This window comes from Bisbaumannia pacifica (assembly GCF_007989625.1).
Taxonomy (GTDB): domain Bacteria; phylum Pseudomonadota; class Gammaproteobacteria; order Pseudomonadales; family Halomonadaceae; genus Bisbaumannia; species Bisbaumannia pacifica.
Window position 1 is genome coordinate 1 of record NZ_BJUK01000010.1, and the last position, 15,865, is coordinate 15,865.

15 protein-coding genes are annotated in these 15,865 nt (G+C 69.2%); 13 read left to right on the forward strand and 2 right to left on the reverse strand.

Features of this window, described 5'->3' with window-relative positions; all coding sequences use genetic code 11:
- Both HPA02_RS05815 and lexA read right to left on the reverse strand, forming a co-directional pair.
- On the reverse strand, positions 1-385 hold a 385-nt coding region (locus HPA02_RS05815), incomplete at its 3' end, for an IMPACT family protein (protein ID WP_186809938.1).
- Entirely contained in the window at positions 382-849 is a 468-nt protein-coding gene (gene lexA / locus HPA02_RS05820; protein WP_146802149.1) for a transcriptional repressor LexA, read from the reverse strand. The genes lexA and HPA02_RS05815, both read right to left, overlap by 4 nt.
- A 209-nt stretch (positions 850-1,058) precedes the next feature.
- On the opposite strand from lexA, the gene ccmA reads away from it, so the two are divergent.
- The 13 genes from ccmA to HPA02_RS05885 all read left to right on the forward strand — a co-directional run bounded on the left by ccmA (position 1,059) and on the right by HPA02_RS05885 (position 15,854).
- Complete coding sequence (gene ccmA / locus HPA02_RS05825; RefSeq protein WP_146802150.1) at positions 1,059-1,703, forward strand: cytochrome c biogenesis heme-transporting ATPase CcmA; 645 nt, start codon at positions 1,059-1,061, stop codon at positions 1,701-1,703.
- A complete protein-coding gene (ccmB, locus tag HPA02_RS05830) occupies positions 1,690-2,418 on the forward strand; it encodes a heme exporter protein CcmB (protein WP_146802151.1) in 729 nt (242 codons plus the stop codon). Before ccmA ends, ccmB begins: the two co-directional genes overlap by 14 nt.
- A gap of 23 nt (positions 2,419-2,441) precedes the next feature.
- Complete coding sequence (locus HPA02_RS05835) at positions 2,442-3,182, forward strand: heme ABC transporter permease (protein WP_146802152.1); 741 nt, start codon at positions 2,442-2,444, stop codon at positions 3,180-3,182.
- Positions 3,182-3,388 carry a heme exporter protein CcmD gene (gene ccmD, locus HPA02_RS05840; RefSeq protein WP_146802153.1) on the forward strand — a complete coding sequence of 69 codons (207 nt, stop codon included), beginning with the start codon at positions 3,182-3,184 and terminating at the stop codon, positions 3,386-3,388. The genes HPA02_RS05835 and ccmD overlap by 1 nt, the downstream gene beginning before the upstream one ends.
- Positions 3,385-3,843, forward strand: coding sequence for a cytochrome c maturation protein CcmE (gene ccmE, locus HPA02_RS05845; RefSeq protein WP_146802154.1), 459 nt, complete (start codon positions 3,385-3,387; stop codon positions 3,841-3,843). The genes ccmD and ccmE overlap by 4 nt, the downstream gene beginning before the upstream one ends.
- A gap of 15 nt (positions 3,844-3,858) precedes the next feature.
- Positions 3,859-5,826 carry a heme lyase CcmF/NrfE family subunit gene (locus tag HPA02_RS05850; RefSeq protein ID WP_146802155.1) on the forward strand — a complete coding sequence of 656 codons (1,968 nt, stop codon included), beginning with the start codon at positions 3,859-3,861 and terminating at the stop codon, positions 5,824-5,826.
- Positions 5,823-6,350, forward strand: a complete 528-nt coding sequence (locus tag HPA02_RS05855; RefSeq protein ID WP_146802156.1) for a DsbE family thiol:disulfide interchange protein — start codon at positions 5,823-5,825, stop codon at positions 6,348-6,350. The genes HPA02_RS05850 and HPA02_RS05855 overlap by 4 nt, the downstream gene beginning before the upstream one ends.
- On the forward strand, positions 6,341-6,814 hold the full coding sequence (locus HPA02_RS05860; RefSeq protein ID WP_146802157.1) for a cytochrome c-type biogenesis protein: 474 nt from the start codon (positions 6,341-6,343) through the stop codon (positions 6,812-6,814). The genes HPA02_RS05855 and HPA02_RS05860 overlap by 10 nt, the downstream gene beginning before the upstream one ends.
- Entirely contained in the window at positions 6,811-8,055 is a 1,245-nt protein-coding gene (gene ccmI / locus HPA02_RS05865; protein WP_146802158.1) for a c-type cytochrome biogenesis protein CcmI, read from the forward strand. The genes HPA02_RS05860 and ccmI overlap by 4 nt, the downstream gene beginning before the upstream one ends.
- Before the next feature lie 20 nt (positions 8,056-8,075).
- Entirely contained in the window at positions 8,076-11,576 is a 3,501-nt protein-coding gene (gene smc / locus HPA02_RS05870; RefSeq protein WP_146802159.1) for a chromosome segregation protein SMC, read from the forward strand.
- 193 nt (positions 11,577-11,769) lie between these two features.
- Complete coding sequence (gene zipA, locus HPA02_RS05875; RefSeq protein ID WP_146802160.1) at positions 11,770-13,401, forward strand: cell division protein ZipA; 1,632 nt, start codon at positions 11,770-11,772, stop codon at positions 13,399-13,401.
- Positions 13,402-13,527: 126 nt separating this feature from the next.
- On the forward strand, positions 13,528-15,591 hold the full coding sequence (gene ligA / locus HPA02_RS05880) for an NAD-dependent DNA ligase LigA (protein WP_146802161.1): 2,064 nt from the start codon (positions 13,528-13,530) through the stop codon (positions 15,589-15,591).
- Entirely contained in the window at positions 15,588-15,854 is a 267-nt protein-coding gene (locus tag HPA02_RS05885; RefSeq protein ID WP_146802162.1) for a YheU family protein, read from the forward strand. The genes ligA and HPA02_RS05885 overlap by 4 nt, the downstream gene beginning before the upstream one ends.
- Positions 15,855-15,865: the final 11 nt, after the last annotated feature.

The window sequence follows — 15,865 nt, forward strand, 5'->3', positions numbered from 1 at the left end:
CCAGGGCTTGGGCCACCGCCTGGGCATAGGCTCGGGCCAGGCCGCCGGTACCTAGCTTGGTGCCGCCGAAGTAGCGGGTCACCACGCAGCCCACCTGGCCCAGGCCGCTACCCTCCAGCACCTGGTACATGGGGCGGCCGGCGGTGCCGCCGGGTTCGCCATCATCGGAGAAGCCGATGGCCTGCTGCTCGCCGGGCGGGCCGGCGATAAAGGCGCTGCAGTGGTGGCTGGCGCCGGGGTGCTGGCGGCGTGCCTCGGTGAGCAGGGCCTCGAAGGCCGCCGGCTCGGGGGCATGGCAGACCCAGGCGAGGAAGCGACTGCGTTCCACCTCCAGTTCATGGGCCAGCCACTGGCCCGCGGGCAGGTCGGGAATCGGGTAACTCATCCATCCAGGCCCTGGCGCACCACGCCCATCACCAGGCCGAGGACCTGGACGTCGTCGTTGTCGAGGAAGATGGGGGCCATGCTCTCGTTGGCGGGCTGCAGGCGCACGCCGCGCTTCTCGATATAGAGCTTCTTCAAGGTGACCTCCTGGTCGTTGATCATCACCACGGCGGTCTCGCCGTTCTCGGCGCTCTCCTGGCGCTCGATGATGATAACGTCGCCGTCATGGATATTGCAGTCGATCATCGAATCGCCGCGCACCCGCAGGGCATAGGTATTGCGACGCACCATGCGGCTGGGCACATGAATGGCCCCGGCCTGGTGGCAGGCCTCCATGGGCATGCCGGCGGCGACCTGGCCGAGCAACGGGATTTCCACCAGGTCGCTGGCATCCAGGGGTTCCCAGGCATCGGCCAGCGGCAGGTTGGGGCGGCGGTAGAGGTAATGGGTGGCGACAGACTGCATGCTCTATCTCCCTGGCGAGGCGGCGCGATGCCGCGAGGCGAGTTACTGTAACTATTTACAGTAGTCTGAATCATAGCAAGGCCTGGCCATCTGGCAAGCACCACCTTGGCCGACGCCGCGCTGCGACCGGCTGACGCATCGGTCAGGCTGGTCTGGGAATGGCTTTCCATGTAAAGTGCCCGGCTGACCAACGACGCCGGGAGAGTGTGGTGAGCTTCCGCCTGCAAGGCTGCCAGTTGAGCTGTGAACGCGACGGGCGCGAGCTGTTTCGCGACCTGGATTTCGACGTCGAAGGCGGTCAGATCCTGCGTATCGAAGGCCCCAACGGCAGCGGCAAGACCACCCTGTTGAAGATCCTCTCCGGGCAGCTGCACGACTTCGATGGCGAGCTGCGCTGGGGCGATCAGCCGATCGCCCGGGTACGCGATCACTACCTGGCCAATCTGCTCTATCTCGGCCATGCGCCGGGGGTCAAGGCGTCCCTAACGCCCCTGGAAAACCTCGCCTGGTATCAGGCCCTGGCCGGCGTCGTCGGCAGCGAGGCGGCGCGCATGACGGCCCTGGAGCGGGTCGGCCTGGGCGGCTTCGAGGACGTGCCGGCGGCGCAGCTGTCGGCGGGTCAGCAGCGCCGGGTGGCCCTGGCGCGCCTGGAACTGACGCCGCGTCCCCTGTGGATCCTCGACGAGCCCTTTACCGCCATCGACAAGCAGGGGGTCGAGGCCCTCGAGCGGCGCCTGCTGGCGCATGCCCGGCGCGGCGGCAGCGTGATCCTCACCACCCACCACGACCTGACGCCCCTGGGCGAGCTGCGCCGCATTCGCCTGGGCGAGGGAGGGCGCCATGTCATCCAGTGATACCCTCGATCAGCCCCTGACGGTGGTGGAACCCCGCGGTGGTCTCGGGGTCGCACTGGTGGCGACCCTGAGGCGCGACCTGACCCTGATGCTGCGCCGGCGCAGCGAGGTGATGAATCCCCTGGTGTTCTTCGCCCTGGTGATCACCCTCTTTCCCCTGGGACTCTCCCCGGATCCCCGGCTCTTGGCCACGGTGGCGCCGGGGCTGCTGTGGGTGGCGGCCCTGCTGGCGACGCTGCTATCGCTGGATTCGCTGTTCCGTGCCGACTTCGAAGATGGCAGCCTCGAGCAGCTGCTGCTGGCCCCCCAGCCCCTGGCCGCCATGGTGCTGGCCAAGGTGGTGGTACACTGGCTGCTCACCGGCCTGCCCCTGGCATTGATGGCCCCGGTCCTGGGGCTGATGCTGGGCCTGCCCGCGGGCAGCCATCTGATCCTGATGCTGGCCCTGGCTCTGGGCAGCGCCAGCCTCAGCCTGGTAGGGGCCATCGGCGCCGCCCTGACGGTGGGGCTGGCGCGGGGCGGGGTGCTGCTGTCGCTGCTGGTCCTGCCGCTTTATATTCCGGTGCTGATCTTCGGCGCCGGGGCCGTTCAGGCGGCCCTGCTGGGGGATGGGGTCGGCGCGCATCTGGCGATTCTCGGGGCCCTGCTGGCCCTGGCGGTGATGCTGTCGCCCTGGGCCATCGCCGCCGCCCTGCGCATCAGCGTCAACGGCTAATCTTCTCGAGGTGATCGACACTCATGTGGGCCTTTATTCATAAGCTCGGCTCGCCCAAGTGGTTCTACGGCATCAGCGCACGGTTGATGCCCTGGTTCTGGGCCGCGGCGACACTCCTGATCCTGGCCGGCACGATCTGGGGCCTGGCCTTCGCGCCCGCCGACTATCAGCAGGGCAATAGTTTCCGCATCATCTATGTGCATGTGCCGGCGGCCTTCCTGGCCCAGTCGATCTTCGTCGGCATGGCCAGCGCCGGCCTGGTCTTCATGGTCTGGAAGATCAAGGTAGCGGACATGGCGGCGGCGGTGATGGCGCCGCTGGGGGCGGCGATGACCTTCGTGGCGCTGTTCTCCGGTGGCGTCTGGGGCATTCCCACCTGGGGCACCTGGTGGATCTGGGATGCGCGCCTCACCTCCATGCTGATCCTGCTGTTCCTCTATGTCGGCGTGATCGCCCTGCGCGGGGCCTTCGCCAGCCGCGATAGTGGCTCCCGGGCCGCCTCGGTGCTGGCCATGGTGGGGGTGATCAATATCCCCATCATCAAGTACTCGGTGGACTGGTGGTACACCCTCCACCAGCCGGCCAGCTTCACCATCACCTCGCGCCCGACCATGCCGCTGGAGATGTGGGCGCCGCTGCTGATGATGGTACTGGGCTTCTACTGCTTCTTTATCGCCCTGACCCTGATGCGTACCCGCAACGAGATCCTGCGTCGCGAGTCCGGCAAACGCTGGGTGCAGGCGCTGGCCGAGGAGAGCGTCTGATGGCCTTCGAGAGCTTGTCGGATTTTCTGGCCATGGGCGGCCATGCTCCCTATGTCTGGACCGCCTGGGGGCTGACCGCCGCCCTGCTGGTGGGAAGCGTGCTGCATGCCCGCGCCGAGCGCCGCCAACTGCTGCGAGAACTCAAGCGTCGCGCCCGGCGGGAGCGCCAGGCGCCACGTAACACCGATATCGAGGAAGGCGCATGACCCCCAAGCGTAAACAGAAGCTGTTCGTGATCCTGGGCCTGGTATCGCTGGCGGCCATCGCCATCGGCCTGACCCTCTATGCCCTGCGTTCCAATATCAACCTCTTCTTCAGCCCCATCCAGATCGCCGCCGGCGAGGCCCCCATCGATCGCCAGATTCGTGCCGGCGGCATGGTCAAGGAGGGCAGCGTGACGCGTAACCGTGACAGCCTGGACGTGGAGTTCGTGGTCACCGATTTCGTCGAGGACCTGGCGGTGCGTTACAGCGGCATCCTCCCCGACCTGTTTCGCGAGGGGCAGGGCGTGGTGGTGGTGGGGCGCCTCACCGAGGAGGGCGTGCTGCGCGCCGACGAGGTGCTGGCCCGTCACGACGAGAACTACATGCCCACCGAGGTGGCCGAGGCCCTGGAGGCCGCCGGTTACTCCCCCGCCGACTATGGCGTGAAGCTCGACTGAGGTCCCGGAGTCACCATGCTGATCCAGATGATCCCCGAAATCGGCCACTTCGCCCTGATCCTGGCGCTGCTGATGGCGCTGGTGCAGGCGCTGATGCCCCTGGCCGGGGCGGCGACGCGGCGCCCGCTGTGGATGGCCTATGCAAGGCCCATGGCCGCGGGCCAGTTCGGCTTCGTGCTGCTGGCCTTCCTGTGCCTCTCGGCCAGCTACCTGCTCGATGACTTCAGCGTCGCCAACGTGGCCAACAACTCCAACTCCCTGCTGCCCTGGTACTACAAGGTCAGCGCCGTCTGGGGTAACCACGAGGGCTCCATGCTGCTGTGGATCCTGATGCTGGCGGGCTGGAGCTTCGCGGTGGCGTGCTTCTCCCGTGACCTGCCCGAGGCGATGCTGGCCCGGGTGCTGGGCATCATGGGGCTGATCAGCATCGGCTTCCTGGCCTTTATCCTGATCACCTCCAACCCCTTCGAGCGGCTGCTGCCCAATGTGCCCGGCGACGGCGCCGACCTCAATCCGCTGCTCCAGGATTTCGGGCTGATCATCCATCCCCCGACCCTCTATATGGGCTATGTGGGCTTCTCGGTGGTCTTCGCCTTCGCCATCGCCGCCCTGCTGGGCGGGCGCCTGGACGCCGCCTGGACCCGCTGGGCACGCCCCTGGACCAATATCGCCTGGGCCTTCCTGACCGTGGGCATCGCCCTGGGGAGCTGGTGGGCCTACTACGAGCTGGGCTGGGGCGGCTGGTGGTTCTGGGATCCGGTGGAGAACGCCTCCCTGCTGCCCTGGCTGGCGGGCACGGCGCTGATTCACTCCCTGGCGGTGACCGAGAAGCGCGGCGCCTTCAAGAGCTGGACGGTGCTGCTGGCCATCTCCACCTTCTCGCTGTCGCTGCTCGGCACCTTCCTGGTGCGCTCCGGGGTGCTCACCTCGGTGCATGCCTTCGCCAACGACCCCAGCCGCGGCTTCTTCATCCTGATGCTGCTGGGCGTTACCGTGGGCCTGTCGCTGCTGGTGTTCGCCCTGCGCGCGCCGCGGGTCAGCCATGCGGTGGGCTTCAACTGGCTCTCCCGGGATGCCCTGCTGCTGATCAACAATATCCTGCTGATCATCATGACCGTCACCGTGCTGCTGGGCACCGTTTACCCGCTGCTGTTGGATGCCCTGGGCATGGGCAAGATCAGCGTCGGCCCTCCCTATTTCAACGCCCTCTTCGTGCCGCTGACCGTGGTGCTCTGCCTGTTCATGGGGCTGGGGCCGGTGTCCCGCTGGAAGCGCATGGCCACCGGCGAGCTATGGCGGCGCCTGGCGCTCGCCGGCCTGGCCGCCCTGGTGATCGGCATCCTGGCGCCGCTGCTGTACGGCGGCGAGTGGAATCTCTGGGTCAGCCTGGGGCTGGTCAGCGCCCTCTGGCTGGTGCTGCCGATTCTTCGCGATCTGTATGACAAGAGCCGCAAGACCGGCCTCAGGCGCCTGTCGCTGGCCTACTGGGGCATGGTGCTGGGCCATCTGGGCGTGGCGGTGACCATCGTCGGGGTCGCCGTGGTCTCCAACTACAGCGTGGAGCGCAACGTGCGCCTGGCCCCCGGCGACAGCGTCCAGGTGGCCGGCTACGAGTTCGCCATGACCGACCTGCAGGCTCGCCGCGGCCCCAACTTCCTGGCCGACACCGCCACCTTCGAGGTGCGCCGCGAGGGGGCCACGCGGAGTTTCACCATGGCCCCCGAGAAGCGCCTCTATCTCGCCCGTGGCATGCCCATGACCCAGGTGGCGCTGCGTCCTGGCCTGTTCCGTGACCTCTACGTGGCCATGGGCGAGGACCTGGAGGACGGGAGCTGGGCCATTCGCATTCAGTACAAGCCCTTCGTGCGCTGGCTGTGGCTGGGTGGCTTGCTGATGGCCGCCGGTGGCGTGCTGGCGGTGGCGGATCGTCGCTATCGTCGCCGCCGGGCCACGGCCCCGGCCGGCAAGGAGGCCCTGGCATGAAGCGTCGCCTGATCCTGCTGGTGCCCCTGCTGGGGTTCCTGGTGCTGTCGATCTTCCTCTATCGTGGCCTCTCCCTGGACCCCGCCCAGCGCGACTCGGCGCTGCTGGCTCGGGACTTCCCCGCCTTCGAGGCGAGTACCCTGGAGGATCCCGAGCGGCGCGTCGACCGCTCCCTGCTGGAAGGCCAGGTGACCCTGGTCAATGTATGGGGCGAGTGGTGCCCGACCTGCAAGCAGGAGATGCCGCAGCTGCTCGACCTGGCCGAGCGCGGCATTCGCCTGGTGGGCATCGACTACAAGGACACCCGCGAGCAGGGCCTGGAGTTCCTGGAGGAGTTCGGCAACCCCTTCGAGGTCAATATCTTCGACCCGGAGGGCGAGCTGGGCTTCGAGCTGGGGGTCTACGGCGCCCCCGAGACCTTCCTGGTGGATCGCGACGGCATCATCCGCTACCACCACACCGGCTATATCACGCCGCAGGACGTGCGTGAGGTGATTCTTCCGGAGGTGCAGAAATGGCAGTGATGCGTTTCCTGGCCCTGGGTCTGGCGCTGCTGCTGGGCGGTGGCCTGGCCTGGGCCGGTGCCATCGAGACCCGGGAGTTCGACGATCCGGTGCTGGAGCAGCGCTATCACAGCCTGACCGCCTCGCTGCGCTGCCCGCTGTGCCAGAACCAGGCCATCGACGACTCCGATGCCCCGGTTTCCGCGGACATGCGCGAGCGGGTCTATCGGCTGCTTCTGGACGGTCGCGCGGATATCGAGATCCTCAACCATATGACCGAGCGCTTCGGTGACTATGTGCTCTATAACCCGCGTCTGGAAGGCCGCACCTACCTGCTGTGGGGACTGCCCGTGGCCCTGCTGGGCGTGGGCGGACTGCTGGTGGTGCTGGTGGTGCGTGCCCGGCGCAACGCCTCCGCCCAGCGCCTCAGCGCCGCCGAGCGCGAGCGCCTGGATGCCCTGATCAATCGCGAGAGGTCGCAATGACGCAACTCTGGATCGCCTTTGCCCTGCTGCTGGTGCCGGCCCTGTGGCTGCTGAGCCATCCGCTGCGCCGCGCCGCCGCGGTGCACGCCGCCCAGCGCGACTTCGAAGAGAACGACCGCACCGCCGAGCAGAACGTCGCGGTGTTCCGGCGCCGCCTGGCCTCCCTGGAGGCGGCCCGGGAGCGCGGCGAGATCGATGCCGAGCGCTTCGCGGAAGACAGGCTGGAACTGGAGCGCAGCCTGCTGGAGGATACCGCCGACCTCGAGGCGCGCCCCCTCAAGACGGCGCTCTCCGGGCGCCTGGCGGTGCCGCTGATCATGGTGACGGTGGTGATCGCCGCCGTGGCCTGGTACCAGCAGGAGGGCGAGGAGGACAACCTGGCCCTCTACACCGCCATCCAGGAGGCGCGCCAGGCCCCCGAGGCCTCGGCGGGCCTGATGATCCAGCGCCTGGAGCAGGAGGCCGCTCGCCAGCCGGACAACCCCAATGTGTGGATGAGCCTCTACCCTCTCTACCGGGATACCGGTCAGGGCGCGGCGGCGATCCGTGCCCTGGAGCGGCTGATCGAGCTGGAGGGACGCCAGGTGCCGCTGGTCGCCCAGCTGGCCCAGATCGAGTTCTTCGTCGCCAACCGTACCCTCACCGAGGAGGTCCAGGCGCTGGTCGACGAGGTGCTCGCCGAGGACCCGCGTCAGCCCACGGTGCAGGGCATGCTGGGCATCGCCGCCTTCGATAGCGGCCGCTACGAGCAGGCCATCGAGCACTGGCGCCGCGCCGTGGCCGGCTTCGAGGACCCGGCCTCCGCCGAGGCCCTGCGTCAGGGCATCGCCGTGGCCCAGGAGCGCCTGGGCGCCTCCCGGGAAGAGATCGATGCCACCCTGGCCGAGGGGCCGGGCCTGAACCTGCGTATCGCCCTGGCCGAGGGCCTGGGCGAGGGGCTGGACGAGGCGACCCCGGTCTTCGTGGTGGCCCGCGATGTCGCGGGCGAGCTGCCGCCCCTGGCGGTGGCGCGGCTCAGCGTCGCCGATCTGCCCGCCACCCTGCGCCTCAGCGACGCCGATGCCATGAGTCCCCAGGCGCGCCTCTCGCAGGTCTCGGAGGCGCGGCTGGTGGTGCGGGTCTCGCGCAGCGGCCAGGCCGCCCCCGAGGCCGGTGACCTGTTCGGCGAGCATGGCGCCGTGGCCCTGCAGGACGCCGACGCCGAGCCCATCGAGGTCCGCATCGACCGTATCGTCGACTAGTCGCCAACCAGGGACGGGTTATGCGCCTCACCTCCATCAAGCTGGTCGGCTTCAAGTCCTTCGTCGACCCCGTGACCGTGCCCTTCGATGGCAACATGACCGCCATCGTCGGGCCCAACGGCTGCGGCAAGTCCAATATCATCGACGCGGTGCGCTGGGTGATGGGGGAGTCCTCCGCCAAGACCCTGCGCGGCGAGTCGATGGCCGATGTCATCTTCAACGGCTCCACCGGGCGCAAGCCGGTGGGTCAGGCCAGCATCGAGCTGCGCTTCGACAACCGCGACGGCGGCCTCGGCGGCGCCTATGCCCAGTACGCCGAGATCTCGGTGAAGCGCCAGGTGACCCGTGACGGCCAGTCCGGCTACTTCTTCAATGGCCAGAAGTGCCGGCGCCGCGATATCGCCGACCTCTTCATGGGCACCGGCCTGGGACCCCGCTCCTACGCCATCATCGGTCAGGGCATGATCTCGCGGCTGATCGAGGCGCGCCCCGAGGAGCTGCGCTCGACCCTGGAAGAGGCCGCCGGCATCTCCAAGTACAAGGAGCGCCGCCGCGAGACCGAGAACCGCATGCGCCGCACCCAGGAGAACCTGGAGCGCCTGGACGATATCCGCGAGGAGCTCGACAAGCAGCTCGAGCGGCTCAAGCGCCAGGCCGAGGCGGCGCGCCGCTACCGCCAGCTCAAGGAGCAGGAGCACCGCCTCAAGGGCGAGCTGGCCCTGCTGCGTGGCCGCGCCCTGCGTGCCGAGCAGGGCGAGCAGGAACATCGGGTCCGCGACCTGGAGACCGCCGTGGAGCGCGAACTGCTGGGCCAGCGCCAGTGCGAGTCGCGCCTCGAGGAGGCCCGGGTCGAGCACGACCGCCTGGCCGAAGAGTTGGAGGGGCACCAGGCGCGCTTCTACGAGAGCACCGCCGCCGTGGCACGCATCGAGCAGAGCCTGGAGCATGCCCGCGGTCGCGAGGCGCAACTGGCCCGGGACCTGGAGAGCGCCCGCCGCGAGCTGGCCGACCTGGATCGCCTGGGCGAGGCGGACGACGAGCGCCTGGCCGCGGTGGACGAGCGCCTCGAGACCCTGGGGCCGGAGCAGGAGGAGGTGGCCGAGGCGCTCGCCGAGCTGGAGGCCGCCCTGGAGGAGGCCGAGGGCGAGGCGGCCGAGGCCGGCGAGCAATGGGAGGCCTTCAACGACGCCTACCGGGAGGCGAGTCGCGAGGCGGAGCGTGCCCAGGATCGCATCAAGACCCTGGAACAGGCCCTGGCCGGCATCGCCAATGAGCGCCAGCGGCGCCGCCAGCAACGCGACGAGCTGCCCGGCCTGGCCGAGCTGCGTGCCCAGCGCGACGAGCTCGCCGAGCAACTGGCGGAGGTCGACCTGGCCCAGGAGAGTCAGGAGACGCGCCGCGAGTCGCTGCAGGGCGAGCGTCAGGCCTTGCGCGAGCGGCTCGCCGCACGGGAGGGCGAACGCGAGACCCTGCGTCAGCGGCGCAGCCGCCTGGAGGGCGAACTGGCCTCCCTGGAGGCCCTGATCGCCGCCGCCCTGAGCGACGACGACCAGGCCCTGGAGCAGCATCTGACGAGCCACGGCCTGGCCGCGGCGCCGCGCCTGGGCGAACGTCTCCAGGTGGCGGCGGACTGGGAGGCGAGCCTGGCCTGGGTGCTGGCGCCCTGGCTCAATGCCCGCCTGGTCTCCCTGGAGGGTGGGCGCGAGGCGCTGGGCGGCCTGGTCGAGGGCGAGTTGGTGCTGCTCGACCCCGAACCCGCCCCGACAGACGGTGAGGCGGACAGCCTGGCGGCGCGGGTCGAGGGCGCCGGTCCCTTGCAGGCGCTGCTGGCCGGCATCCGCTGCGTCACCGATCAGGCCGAGGCCTGGCGGCGCCAGGCGAGCCTGGCGCCCGGCGAGAGCCTGATCAGCGCCGATGGCCTCTGGCTGGGCCGCGGCTGGGCGCGGCGCCGCGGCGCCCAGGCCGGCGGCGATGGCCTGCTGCTCAACCGTCGCCGCCGGGACGAGGTGGCCGAGTCCCTGGTCCAGGCCGGCGAGCGCCTGGACGCCCTGGAGGCGGAGCTCGCCGACCTCAAGGCCCAGGAGGCCAGCCTCGAGCAGGCCCTGGAGCGTTGCCGCGAGGACGAGCGGGAGCAACAGGGACGGCGCCAGCAGTTGGCCCTGGCCGAGGCCAACCTGGCCAGCCGCCTGGAGCACCTGGCCAGCCGTGCCGAGGAGCTCGACGAGGAGCTGGCGCGTCTCGCCGAGCGCCACGAGGAGACCGAGCTGACCCTGGAGGAGGCCCGGGAAGCCTGGCAGCAGGCCATGGCGCGCCTCGAGGCCCAGAGCGAGACCCGCGAGACCCGGGACCGCCAGCGCCGCGAGGCGGCCGAGCGCCTGGCGCAACTGCGCGGTCGCCAGCGCCCCCTGGCGGAGCGCGCCCAGCAGTTGGCCCTGGAGCACCAGCGGCTGACCACCGAGCGGGCCGGCCTGGCCCAGCAGCAGGGCCGCGGCGAGGAGGCCCGGGCCCGCCTGGAGGAGAAGTGCGCCGAGCTGGAAGAGCAGCGCGAGATGCTGCGTGAGCCCGAGGAGGAGAACCGCGAGCGCCTCGACGAGCTGCTTCACGAGCGCGACAAGGCGGAGCGCGCCCTCAACGCCTGCCGCAATCAGGCCGCCGCCCTCGGCGAGCGGCTGCGCGAGGACGAGCTGGCCCGCCAGGCCCACGAGCGCAACCTCGAAGGGGTGCGTGAGCGCCTCCAAGAGGCACGACTGCAGGGCCAGGCCCTGGCCATGAAGGCCGAGGCCCAGGACGAGCAGCTCGCCGAGCTGGGGCACGACGTCGCCACCCTGGAGGCCGGCCTCGACCCCAATGCCACCGAGTCCGCCTGGCAGACCAACCTGGAGGCTACCACCGAGCGGATCCGCCGCCTGGGGGCCATCAACCTGGCGGCCATCGAGGAGTACGAGCAGCAGGCGGAGCGGCGCGACTACCTGGAAGCCCAGCACGCCGAGCTGAGCGAGGCCCTGGAGACCCTCGATCGGGCGATTCGCAAGATCGACCAGGAAACCCGCACCCGATTCAAGCAGACCTTCGACCAGGTCAACGAGGGCCTGCAGACGCTTTTCCCCAAGGTCTTCGGCGGCGGGACCGCATGGTTGACGCTAACCGGCGACGATTTGCTGGAGACCGGGGTGGCCATCATGGCGCGTCCTCCCGGCAAGAAGAACAGCACCATTCACCTGCTTTCCGGGGGCGAAAAGGCCCTCACCGCCCTGTCGCTAGTCTTCGCCATCTTCCAGCTCAATCCGGCCCCCTTCTGTATGCTCGATGAGGTGGATGCCCCCCTGGATGATGCCAACGTGGGGCGCTATGCCAAGTTGGTAAAGGAGATGTCGGAGTGGGTGCAGTTCATCTATATCACTCATAACAAGATCGCCATGGAGGCCGCAGACCGTCTGATGGGGGTTACCATGCAGGAGCCCGGTGTCTCGCGGCTGGTGTCTGTCGGCGTGGAAGAGGCCGCGGTGCTGGCGGAGGCGTGATTATTGCGACAGGGTGATAACGAGGACGAGACGCGATAGTCTGTCCTCGAACAGGGAATAAGAAGGGGCGATTGCAGGCGACGGCGCCACCACTTGACATTCAAAAAAGTGGCCCCGTTTTTGGTAATCGCGCTATGCTGGTGTCGAACGTTTCATTCAGGCATGGCGCCTTAGCAGACAGGCAAGACGACCCATGGAACTAAGAGAGTGGCTAATCATCCTGGGGCTGGCCCTGGTGACCCTCATCGTTATCGATGGCGTGCGTCGCCTGCAGCGTCAGCGTCGAGTGCCCCGGCTGGATCGCGTCGATGGCCAGGCCATCGATGAGACCAGGGGGCAGGAAGAGGACCCCGAAGCCGCGGCCCGCGAGGCCGAGCTGAACTGGGAGTTGCCCAATGGAGGGGCACGGGTGGTACGACCCGCCAGCTACGATAGCGAGGCCCAGCGGCCGGCGCCCAAGCCCAAGCTGAGGCGTCAGGAACACCCGGGGCCCTCCCGGGTGCTCGCCGAGTGGCAGGCCAACCGGCCCAGCGAGCCGGCCCCGGCCGCCTCCCCGGAGGCGTCGCGTGACGCCTCGCCAGTGGCCGGGCCCGAGCCCGAGGCACCCCGTCCTGCGCCGCCGGCCAGAGAAGCAAGCGCAGACAGCGCCGTGGCCGATTCGGCGACACCCCCGCCGTCCGAGCCGGCCCCGGTCGAGCCTAGCCTCGGCCTCTCCGATGCCGATCAGGCCGACGACGCCGTGGCCAAGCGCCCGACGACGCCCGACGATGAGCCGGCGTCTGATGCGACCGAGTCCGCCCTGGTCACCGATCCCGCCGACCACGACTTTCACGGCGACGATGAGCGCTACCGGTTGGTGGATTTCGACGGCATGGCCGACTCCTTCAAGAGTGGCTCGGTGAAGATGGGGCAGTCGATGCAGCGCTTCGGGGCCGGCCTCAAGAAGGGGCTCCACGAGCGTCGCGAGCAGAATCGCCAGCGCAAGCAGGAGCGCGAGCGCCAGAAGGCCGAACAGGCCGCCGCCGAGTCGGCGCGTCGCCAGCAACAGGAGCTCGAGCAGCAGCAGCGGGAAGCCGAGCGTCGGCAGGCCGAGGCGCAGGCCGCCGAGCAGCGGCGCCTCGAGGCCGATAAGCAAGCCGCCGAGCGCCGCCAGGCCGCCGTGGCCAGTGATGTCGAGCCGGAGCAGGACCCGCTCTTCTCCACCTCTCGTCCCAGCTATCGGGATAGCCGCTACGACGCGCCTGCCGCCGAGCCGATGGCCGAGTCGGTGGCTGAGCCGGGCGACGAGCCGGAGAGTGGCCCCGCGCCGGCGCACCCGGTGCTGGAGAAGGCGCTGCGCAATGACGTGGAGGCTCCCCAGGCCCGGGAAGCGCTCTCCCATGCCGAGGAGGTCATCGTCATCAGCGTTATGTGTCGCGACGAGGACGGCTTCTCCGGCACGGCACTGCTCAAGCTGATGCTGGCCTGCGGCCTGCGCTACAGCCGCGACATGGGCATCTTTCACCGCTTCGAGACCGAGGCGGCCGACAGCCCGCTGCAGTTCTCCATGGTCAATGTGGTCAAGCCCGGCACCTTCCCGCTGGACGCCCTGGACGACTTCACCACCCCGGGCATCACCTTCCTGATGCCGTTGCCGGGGGCCGAGGACACCTCGGCGGCCTTCGAGGCCATGGTGGAGTGTGCCATGGTGGTGGTGCGTCACCTGGGCGGCGAGCTCAAGGACGAGAACCATAGCGTAATGACCGCCCAGACCGTGGAGTTCGCCCGCCAGAAGGTCCACGAGTTCGAGCGCCGCCATCGCCTGCAGCGTTATCAGGTGAACTAAGGCCGGAAGCGCGAAGCCGGAAACACACCCCCGATGGTCTCCATCGGGGGTGTGGCTTTATGGGGTCTAAGGGCGCCGGGTATGCGAAAATCCCCCCAGCCTTAGTGACACCAGACCAGGGATGCCATGAGTCAACCCGATCAAACGATCCGTGACGAGGTGGCGCGGCTGCGCGCCGAGCTCGACGATGCCAACTACCGCTACTACGTCCTCGACGATCCTCGCCTGACCGATGCCGACTACGATCGCCGGCTGCGGCGCCTGCAGCGGCTGGAGGACGACTACCCGGAACTCGCCAGCGAGGATTCCCCCACCCAGCGGGTGGGGGCCGCCCCGGCGGCGGGCTTCCCCGAGGTGCAGCACGCGGTGCCCATGCTCTCCCTGGATAATGCCTTCGACGAGGAGGAGCTGGCCGCCTTCGTCAAGCGCCTCGCCGAGCGCCTGGAAATGGATGGCGACGAGCTGAGCTTCTGCTGCGAGCCCAAGCTGGACGGTGCCGCGGTGTCGCTGGTCTACGAGCAGGGGCGCCTGGTCAGCGGCGCCACCCGGGGCGACGGTCGCACCGGCGAGGGCATTACCTCCAACCTGCGCACCCTGCGCTCCATCCCGCTGCGGCTGCGCGGCGAGGCGCCCCCCGAGCTGCTCGAGGTGCGCGGCGAGGTGACCATGCGCCACGCCACCTTCGAGGCGATGAACGAGCGCGCCCGAGAGGAGGGCACCAAGGTCTTCGCCAACCCCCGCAACGCCGCCGCCGGCAGCCTGCGCCAGCTCGACCCGCGCATCACCGCCACTCGCCCCCTGGAATTCAGCGCCTATCAGGTGGCCCGTATCAGTCCGGATCCCGGCGATGCCACCCATAGTCAGCTGATGGGGCGTCTCGCCGAGGTGGGCCTGCGCACCAGCGCCGAGCTCGAGGTGGTCCGCGGAGCCTCCGGGGTGATCGATTATTGCCGGCGTTTGGGCGAGAGGCGCGACGCCCTGGGCTACGATATCGACGGCGTGGTGATCAAGGTGGACGACCTGCGCCTGCAGCGGGAGCTGGGCTTCGTGGCCCGGGCGCCGCGCTGGGCCATCGCCTTCAAGTTCCCCGCCCAGGAGCAGGTTACCCGCCTCAACGACGTCGAGTTCCAGGTCGGTCGCACCGGCGCCATCACCCCGGTGGCGCGCCTCGAGCCGGTAGCGGTGGCCGGCGTCACCGTCGCCAATGCCACCCTGCATAATGCCGACGAGATCGCTCGCCTGGGCGTGAAGATCGGCGATAGCGTGGCCATTCGTCGTGCCGGTGACGTGATTCCCCAGGTGGTGCGAGTGGTGACCCCCGCCGAGGCGGGCCGGGAGATCGTCTTTCCCGAACGCTGCCCGGTCTGCGATTCCCAGATCGAGCGCCTGGAGGGCGAGGCGGTGGCGCGCTGCTCCGGTGGCCTCTACTGCGCCGCCCAGCGCAAGGAGGCCCTCAAGCACTTCGCCTCCCGCCGCGCCCTGGATATCGAGGGCCTGGGGGTCAAGCTGATCGACCAACTGGTGGAGCGAGACTGGGTCAAGACCCCGGCGGACCTCTTCCGGTTGCGCGCCGCCCATCTCGCGGAGTTGCCGCGGATGGGCGAGAAGTCCGCTGAGAACCTGGTGACGGCCCTGGAGAAGGCCAAGCAGACGACCCTGGCACGCTTCGTCTATGCCCTGGGCATCCGCGAGGTGGGCGAGGCCACCGCCGCCAACCTGGCCCGCCACTTCGGCACCCTGGAGGCGCTGATGGGCGCCGACCCGGAGGCCCTGGAGGCGGTAGACGACGTGGGCCCCATCGTCGCCCGCCATGTGCATACCTTCTTCCGCCAGCCCCATAACCGCGAGACCCTCGAGGAGCTGCTTGGCTGCGGCCTGCACTGGGAAGAGGCGGCGGTGGAGGCGCTGCCCCAGCCCCTGGCGGGGCAGACCTGGGTGCTTACCGGCACCCTGGAGAGCATGACCCGGGACCAGGGCAAGGCCCGTCTCCAGGCCCTGGGCGCCAAGGTCGCCGGCAGCGTCTCCAAGAAGACCGCCGGCCTGGTGGCCGGTGAGGCCGCCGGCAGCAAGCTGACCAAGGCGCAAGAGCTCGGCGTGCCGGTGCTGGACGAGGCGGCCTTCCTCGAGCTCCTGGCCACCTGGGAGAGCGGTGAAGAAAACGGGGAGTCGAACGAGGAGAATCGAGAATGAGTGGACGCTTCGTGGAGGTGCCCCATCGGATGCTGCCGGGGGCCACGCTGGTCGCCCTGCTGGAGACCTTCGTCACCCGCCAGGGCTATGACACCACCGACACCGGTGCCGGCATGGCCGCCTGGGTGGCGGAGCTGGAAGCGCAACTGGAGCGGGGTGAGCTGCTAATCGCCCACGACCTCCAGACCGAGAGCACCGAGGTGATGACCCTGGCTCAGTGGCGCGCCTTCGGACGTGACCTGGCCGACGACGAGGAAGCCTAGGTGCCTGGTAT

Coding starts and splice junctions, on each gene's coding strand:
- HPA02_RS05860 (WP_146802157.1), top strand. CDS start 6,341: ATGGCAGTGATGCGTTTCCTGGCCCTGGGTCTGGCGCTGCTGCTGGGC.
- ccmI (WP_146802158.1), top strand. CDS start 6,811: ATGACGCAACTCTGGATCGCCTTTGCCCTGCTGCTGGTGCCGGCCCTG.
- ligA (WP_146802161.1), top strand. CDS start 13,528: ATGAGTCAACCCGATCAAACGATCCGTGACGAGGTGGCGCGGCTGCGC.
- ccmE (WP_146802154.1), top strand. CDS start 3,385: ATGACCCCCAAGCGTAAACAGAAGCTGTTCGTGATCCTGGGCCTGGTA.
- HPA02_RS05835 (WP_146802152.1), top strand. CDS start 2,442: ATGTGGGCCTTTATTCATAAGCTCGGCTCGCCCAAGTGGTTCTACGGC.
- ccmB (WP_146802151.1), top strand. CDS start 1,690: ATGTCATCCAGTGATACCCTCGATCAGCCCCTGACGGTGGTGGAACCC.
- HPA02_RS05850 (WP_146802155.1), top strand. CDS start 3,859: ATGCTGATCCAGATGATCCCCGAAATCGGCCACTTCGCCCTGATCCTG.
- HPA02_RS05885 (WP_146802162.1), top strand. CDS start 15,588: ATGAGTGGACGCTTCGTGGAGGTGCCCCATCGGATGCTGCCGGGGGCC.
- HPA02_RS05855 (WP_146802156.1), top strand. CDS start 5,823: ATGAAGCGTCGCCTGATCCTGCTGGTGCCCCTGCTGGGGTTCCTGGTG.
- zipA (WP_146802160.1), top strand. CDS start 11,770: ATGGAACTAAGAGAGTGGCTAATCATCCTGGGGCTGGCCCTGGTGACC.
- ccmD (WP_146802153.1), top strand. CDS start 3,182: ATGGCCTTCGAGAGCTTGTCGGATTTTCTGGCCATGGGCGGCCATGCT.
- smc (WP_146802159.1), top strand. CDS start 8,076: ATGCGCCTCACCTCCATCAAGCTGGTCGGCTTCAAGTCCTTCGTCGAC.
- lexA (WP_146802149.1), bottom strand. CDS start 849: ATGCAGTCTGTCGCCACCCATTACCTCTACCGCCGCCCCAACCTGCCG.